The sequence below is a fragment of the Candidatus Poseidoniia archaeon genome (genome assembly GCA_030748895.1).
In the GTDB taxonomy this organism is placed as follows: Archaea; Thermoplasmatota; Poseidoniia; order MGIII; family CG-Epi1; genus UBA8886.
The window spans coordinates 1-1,182 of record JASMLC010000032.1; the positions used below are offsets into that span (position 1 = coordinate 1).

At 62.7% G+C, this 1,182-nt stretch carries 1 protein-coding gene; it reads left to right on the forward strand.

The features are described from left to right. Positions 1-106 precede the first annotated feature (106 nt). On the forward strand, positions 107-1,182 hold a 1,076-nt coding region (locus QGG57_06820; protein ID MDP7007876.1), incomplete at its 3' end, for an SLC13 family permease.

A 1,182-nucleotide genomic window follows, 5' to 3' on the forward strand; every position in this document is an offset into this window, starting at 1 on the left:
GACGAAACGCTGCTGACGCTCGCACCGGCAGCACTGCGAGCAGCTTGGGAAACACCGCTCGACGCGCGGCTGGCCTAGGCTTTTATCAACCACCTTAATCGGCACGATGATGACGCTGGCCGCGGCGCTGATACTGCTGATTTTCATAGTCGCCTTCGTGCTCATCCTGGGCGAGTTCGTGCACCGCACTACCGCCGCCTGGATGGGGGCAGTGGCGATGCTGCTGGTGGGCAAGCTGACCGGCACGCTCGACTGGTGTACCCACGGCGAGTGCGAAGGGAACCTGTTCGCCGCCATCGAGTTCAACGTAATTGGCCTGCTGCTGGGGATGATGATTTTCGCGGCGATGCTCGAAATCAGCGGTTTCTTCGAGTTTGTCGCCATCAAGGCGACCAAGCTCTCGAAGGGCGACCCGTGGATGCTGGTGGTCTGGCTGGGAACCTTCACGACGCTGATATCGGTGGTTATCGACAACGTGACCGCGATTATCCTGATTGCGCCGATTACCATCAAGATTTGTGACAAGCTGAAAATCAGCGCCATCCCGCCGCTGATTGCCGAGGCCATCCTCTCCGATACTGGCGGCGTCGCGACGCTGGTCGGCGACCCGCCCAACGTCATGATTGCCGCCTCGACCGGGTTTACGTTCAACAGCTTCATCGAGCACCTGACACCACTGACGGTGATAGCGTGGATTGCGACGATGGGGTACATGCGCTACTACTACCGCGACTGGATTGAGACGCGGCCCGAGCACGTGGAGGAGCTGCTGGCGGAGGATGAGTGGGCCGTCGTGCGCGACCGGCCGATGATGAACCGCACGCTGGCGGCACTGTCACTCACGATTGTGACGTTCTCAGTGCATGAGCTGATTCACCTGGAGCTGGAGATTTCGGCCATCGCGCTCGGCGGTGCCGGGCTGGCGATTGGGCTCTCGCTGCCCGACCTGCCCGAGGTGGTCGAGCGGGTCGAATGGCCGGCGCTGCTCTTCTTCGCCGGGCTGTTCATCATGGTTGGCGGGCTGGAAGGGGTTGGCCACCTGGCTGCGCTGGGCCTGTCCTCGCACCTGGGCGACGACCGACTGCGCCTGGGAGGCGTGAAGTTCTATGCCGACGGCGCACTGACCGGCGGCACCGCCTACGTGCCCTGTGGTTGTGCCGTGAACCACCGGGACGGCTACCT